We start from the raw sequence: 5,779 nt of genomic DNA, 5'->3' as shown, positions 1-5,779 counted from the left end.
AGGAAAACATTGTCAAAAGGACTAAAATATCACTTAAACTTCATACAAATTGTCAGGTGTAATTAGGGGGAATATATAATAGAATTATATATAAGAATAGTTAGAAAATTCTTTTAATTTAAAATGATAAACACATAAAGTATTAAAATCAACTAAATATATTAAAGCCCACTTAGGATAATTTGTTTAAGCATTTTTCTATTGTGGGCTTTTTTATAAAAGCTATAGTCCCATATAGCTTTAATTATAAAATTAATAAAAATGGAGGTGACAAATAATTTTTATTTAAGGTTTAAAATGTTTCATTTAGTTTTATAATATTTAATTTTTTATATTTAATGATTATTTTAGTTTTTTATGTATAGAAAATTAAATAAAATTCTATTTGGGAGGGATATGAGTGGATAGGTTGATTGAAATTAATGATATTGTAAATGATATCGTTTGGGGAGTTCCGAGTATTCTGCTTATTTTAGGAACTGGACTATTTTTAACTTATAAATTAAACTTTGTACAGTTTAGAAACATTAGGTTTTTATTTAAAAACACTCTTGGTGCAATGCGTGAAGGACCGAAGGAAAAATCTGTAGGTGATGTAACATCTTTCCAGGCTGCAATGATGTCGGTTTCAGCTATTGTGGGGTCTGGAAATATAGCAGGTGTAGCAACTGCTTTAATAATAGGAGGACCTGGAGCTTTATTTTGGATGATGGTTGCGGCTATAATAGGTATGGCTACAAAGTTTTCTGAAATTGCCCTTGGTGTTGCTTACAGAAAAACTAATCCAGATGGGTCAGTATCTGGAGGGCCTATGTATTATATATCTGAAGGATTAGGTCAAAAGTGGTTGGGCGTATTATACGCTATATTCTCTATATTTGTAGCATTTGCTATATCAGCTGTAGTAGATACAAATGTTATGGTTTCTGTTTTAAATGAAACTTTCAATGTTCCTGTTTTATACTCAGGAATTACTATTGCTATTCTAGCGGGGATAGTAATATTTGGTGGGTTTTCTAGAATAGGTCGTGTTAGTGAGATATTAGCTCCTTTTATGGGTGGAGCATTCATTTTAGCAGGATTTTTTGGTATAATTTTAAATATTAATTTATTACCTAGTGCAATAGTTGAGATAGTAAGGGGTGCTTTTGATCCTGCAGCAGTAACAGGTGGAGCTGTTGGAGGTGTATTTATAGTGGTACGATATGGTATGGCAAGAGGGATGTTTTCAAATGAGGCAGGACTTGGAACAGCTGCTATGGTTCAATCAGGTGCTCAGGTAAGTCATCCTATTGAGCAGGCTATTTGGGGACCAGTAGAAGTCTTCTTAGATACTATGGTAGTTTGTGCAATTTCTGCTTTAACAATTGTTATGTCTGGCCTTTGGGGTACGGGAGAGTATTTTGGTGCTAATTTAACTGTAGAAGCATTTAATACTATGATACCAGGTGCAGGATACATTGTTATAGGTGCAGTTATCTTGTTTGGATTTTCTTGTTTGATAACCTTTTACACATATGTAGAGCGTTCAATAGAATTTATGGCAGACAGTAAAAAATATGAGACTATAGTTCGTATTTTCTGGATACTTGCAATAATTTTTGGAGCAATATCCCATGAAAGTTTTGTTTGGGATTTGGCAGATACATTTAATGGTTTTATGATCCTTCCAAACTTAATTGGAATACTGTTTTTGCATAAGGAAGTAGTAAAATTGAAAGATGAATATTATAATACAGAAATTCCTAATTTTTATGGACATAATAGGAAATCAAAGTCATCGTAAATTAAAATAATATTCTAGAATATATAAATGAGGCTACCACACTAATATATTGGTGTGGTAGCCTCATTTTACTTTATTATATTGGTAGAAATTTTCAAGGGTTAATCTATTAAAATCTAGTGTTTTAAACATCATTAAGGTATAATAATGTAATGGAGTTTAGTAATTATATATATGAGGAGGTGTTATGAATGTTTAGAAAGGCTAATATGAGTGATATTGATAGAATATCAGAAATCTATGATGAAATTCATTCTAAAATAGAAAGTGATAAAATGGTTGTTGGTTGGGTAAAAGATGTTTATCCTACTAGAAAAACAGCCGAAGATTCTATTCTTAGAGGGGATATGTTTGTAGAAGAAGACCGGGGTCAAATAGTTGCAACAGCAATAATAAATAAGGTACAGGGTCCAAAATATCCAGATGTAGAATGGGACTATGATGTGGAAGATGATAAGGTTATGGTACTCCATACATTAGTTGTGTCTCCTAGCATTAAGGGAAAAGGTTATGGAAGAAAGTTTATAAAATTTTATGAAGATTATTCTTTGGAACAAGGTTGTAAATATCTTCGTATGGATACAAATGTAAAAAATTCATATGCAAGAAAGTTTTATAAAGAGCTTGGATACAAAGAGGTTGGTATTTTGCCATCTGAATTTTATGGTATCGAAGGCATTGAATTAGTTTTCTTGGAAAAAAAGCTATAATAAATAATCTTATATTATAATAAGTTTTTTGACTTTAAAATTAAATAAAATAAGAGACAATAAATAACCACCCAGTGAAAATAAATTTTCACTGGGTGGTTTTTGTTTTCAATATAAATCAAATCTTATATAAAGGATTTGAGCCTATCTTCTATTTCTTTTTCAGTAATTTTTTCTTTTACTGGAACGACTCCTTTATTTAGTACTGATCTTCTTTCAGTATATACTGGTTTTTCAACTTGGTAAAGTATACCAGTAGGTATTTCTTCTCCCCAAGTTCTAGCTAGTTTTTCAGCTTCTTTTTTATCTGTTACATCATGGCTATCATCAACAGGTTTTACCCTATCTTTATACCACTTGAAAGTATTTACTTTATTAAATGTAACACATGGTTGTAGAATATCTACAAGAGCATAACCTTTATGTGCTATGGCAGCTTTCATGATTTCTTTTAACTGATCCCTATCTCCACTAAAAGTTCTAGCTATAAATGTAGCACCAGATGCTAAAGCTAGGTTCAAGGGTTTAAGTGGTATAGAAGGGTTAACAGCTTCCTCTACAAGATCTGAAACATCTGTAGTAGGTGATTTTACTATAGCGTCTGTAATATCTGTAGTAGGGGAGGGTTGACCAGTAGTTAGTCCATATATTTGATTGTTATGAACCAAATGTGTAATATCTGGGTTTCTTCTAATAGTGTGTATAAGATGGTTTCCACCTTCACCATAAGAATCACCATCACCACTATTTATAACTATTTTTAGTTCTGGATTTGCTGCATGAATTCCAGTAGCAGCAGGAAGAACTCTCCCGTGGAGGCCACTAAAACCATTTGCAGTAACAAATTGGTTTAATTTAGCAGCTTGTCCAATACCACCCATAAATAAAATATCATTTTTAGGAATATTCATGTCGTTCATAAGCTTTACTAGTGTGGAAAGTATTGAAAAGTTACCACAACCAGGGCACCATTGTGTTTCTGTACTAATATATTTTTGATTAATCATATTATTTCACTTCCTTGTCTAAAATCTCTAAAGCTTCTATTATCTCTTCACTATGCATTTGTCTACCATCATATTTTAAGAAGGCAGGCTTACAGTCGATAAGAGTTTCTTGTCTTACTATTCCTGCAAATTGAGCATCAAAGTTTTGTTCTATACTAACTACTCTTTTAGCAATCTTAGAATATTTTAAAAGTTTCTTAGTAGGAAGTGGGTGTACATCTCCAAATGATAAGAAGGCATATTTTGTATCACTTTTATCGTTTAGTAATTCTACAGCTTCTTTAATAGATTCGTAAGTAGAACCAAATCCAACGATTAAGATTTCTGGATTTTCATCTCCTACAAATAAAGGCTCTATTAATTCTTCTTTTAGAAGTTCAAATTTTTTAGCTCTTTTATTAACCATCTTATTACGTACATCTCCAGACTCAGTTAATACACCATATTCTGTGTGCTCTTCTGAACCCATTTTAACAAGATAATCTTTATCGCCGTAATGTTTTAGCGGAGATATTCCTGTATCAGTATATTGATATCTTTTGTATACTCCGTTTTCATCTACTTCTATTTCTACATCTTGTTCTAGTTCTTTAACTAGATAATCTTTGTGGTCTAACATTTCGTCCATATGAATAACACTAGAACTATCTGCTAAGAACTGATCACTTAATAATAGTACTGGTATCTGATATTTCTGAGCTATATCAAAAGCCCTTTGACTTTGGTGATATGTTTCCTTATGGTTTTGCGGAGAAATAACCATTCTAGGGAACTCTCCTTGTGAAGCGTGGATCATAAATCTTAGATCGGATTGTTCAGTTCTAGTTGGTAGACCTGTAGCTGGTCCTGGTCTTTGTACATTTGCTACTACTAAAGGTATTTCTGCTACACCAGCCATACCTAAAGCTTCTACCATTAGCGAAAAGCCTCCACCAGATGATCCAGTCATAGCACGAGCTCCAGCTGCTGCTGCACCCAATGCTTGGTTCATAGCTGCGATTTCATCTTCTGCTTGTTCTACTACAATATTTGCATCTTCCTTAACATTGTTAAAATAATTTAGTAGTGTAGTTGCAGGAGACATAGGATATGCAGAATAAAATCTCATATTACCAGCTAAAGCACCGCTACTCATAGCTTCAGCACCATTTATCATTACATGATTTGAAAGATCCTTTTCTTTACCTATTTCATATGATTTTTTTACTTGATCATATCCAGCTGATAAAGCTTTTAAGTTTGCATCTAATATCTTTGTCGGAAAGAAGTCTTTAAAAGTTTCTTGTGCCTTTCCTAAGTCTAGTCCATATAAGGATAATATTGTACCTATAATAACACTACCTCCAGCACGAACATTTCCTGCCTCTTTAGCTAAAGACTTAAAATCTAACTTGATAAGATTTGGATGCTCTATTGAAAGACTAGGGTCACATATTATAAATCCGTCCTTTTTTAGATCATCCTTATGAAGATTAAAGCTTTCCTCATTGATTGCAATTAAACCATCCAACTCTCTTTTATGAGTATAGACTGGCTTATTTCCAAATCTTATTTTGTTGAAGTTATGACCACCTCTAACTCTGGACATAAAATCTCTCATTGAAAAGACATTATAACCAATGGATTTCAATGTTTTTTCTAGTACAACTGCAGTAGTTTCTATACCGTCACCAGCAGCTCCACCTATTAAAATATTATACATCTAAACACCTCAATTTTTATATTTGTAGTTAATATTACTACATTTTATAGTAATAACTTATAAGCATGCCTATCTTAAGTTGCTTATAATGAACTTACATCTTTGATAATACCCTATTTTAAGAAATTTAATCCAATGATGCCAAACGTATTAAATTCTATCAGCCACATAAAAAGAGTTCTTGATATCAAGAACTCTTTTTATGTGGAAGTATAATTTTATAGCTTTAATTATCAATCATTATCTAAATAATAACCCGTTTGGTATATTCTATCAGCATATGTTATTAATTTTCTAGATTCTTTTGGATTAACTAATGCAACTGAACTAGCTAAATAATCACTTAGTGATATAGGTGCTATAAGAGATTCTCTTACTCCTAATCCATAAACAAAAGTAGGTAATATAATATCACCCAGATGCTTTATTCTAGAAATTTCATTGCTTGTTACAATTAGTATTTGGGTACCATTTTGCTTAGCTTTTTCAATGATATTAATTGTATTTGATGAATATCTTGGAAATAAAAAAGCTACCAATAAGTCTTCATCATTTGAAGCAGCTATTTCCATAG

Annotated in this window: 5 protein-coding genes; 2 read left to right on the top strand and 3 right to left on the bottom strand. The window is 31.9% G+C overall.

Annotation, left to right across the window (positions count from 1 at the left end; translation table 11 throughout):
* Positions 1-400 precede the first annotated feature (400 nt).
* Together ACTHW2_RS10160 and ACTHW2_RS10155 are read left to right on the top strand one after the other, a co-directional pair.
* Positions 401-1,786, top strand: a complete 1,386-nt coding sequence (locus ACTHW2_RS10160) for an alanine/glycine:cation symporter family protein (RefSeq protein WP_442263807.1) — start codon at positions 401-403, stop codon at positions 1,784-1,786.
* A gap of 191 nt (positions 1,787-1,977) precedes the next feature.
* Entirely contained in the window at positions 1,978-2,496 is a 519-nt protein-coding gene (locus ACTHW2_RS10155; protein ID WP_442263806.1) for a GNAT family N-acetyltransferase, read from the top strand.
* Between the two features lie 125 nt (positions 2,497-2,621).
* On the opposite strand, the gene ACTHW2_RS10150 is transcribed toward ACTHW2_RS10155, so the two are convergent.
* The 3 genes from ACTHW2_RS10150 to ACTHW2_RS10140 form a co-directional block, all read right to left on the bottom strand.
* Positions 2,622-3,503: a 2-oxoacid:ferredoxin oxidoreductase subunit beta gene (locus tag ACTHW2_RS10150; protein ID WP_442263805.1), complete on the bottom strand. Its 882-nt coding sequence runs from the start codon at positions 3,501-3,503 to the stop codon at positions 2,622-2,624.
* A gap of 1 nt (position 3,504) precedes the next feature.
* The gene (locus tag ACTHW2_RS10145) at positions 3,505-5,205 is read right to left on the bottom strand and encodes a 2-oxoacid:acceptor oxidoreductase subunit alpha (RefSeq protein ID WP_442263804.1); all 1,701 of its coding nucleotides are present in this window, start codon (positions 5,203-5,205) and stop codon (positions 3,505-3,507) included.
* Between the two features lie 233 nt (positions 5,206-5,438).
* Positions 5,439-5,779, bottom strand: a 341-nt coding sequence (locus ACTHW2_RS10140) for a MurR/RpiR family transcriptional regulator (protein ID WP_442263803.1), incomplete at its 5' end; no start/stop codon positions are given.

Source organism: Tissierella sp. (assembly GCF_052089545.1).
Lineage (GTDB): Bacteria > Bacillota > Clostridia > Tissierellales > Tissierellaceae > Tissierella_A.
The sequence above is the reverse complement of the archived record's forward strand: the minus strand, read 5'-3'. Positions and strand labels throughout refer to the sequence as shown.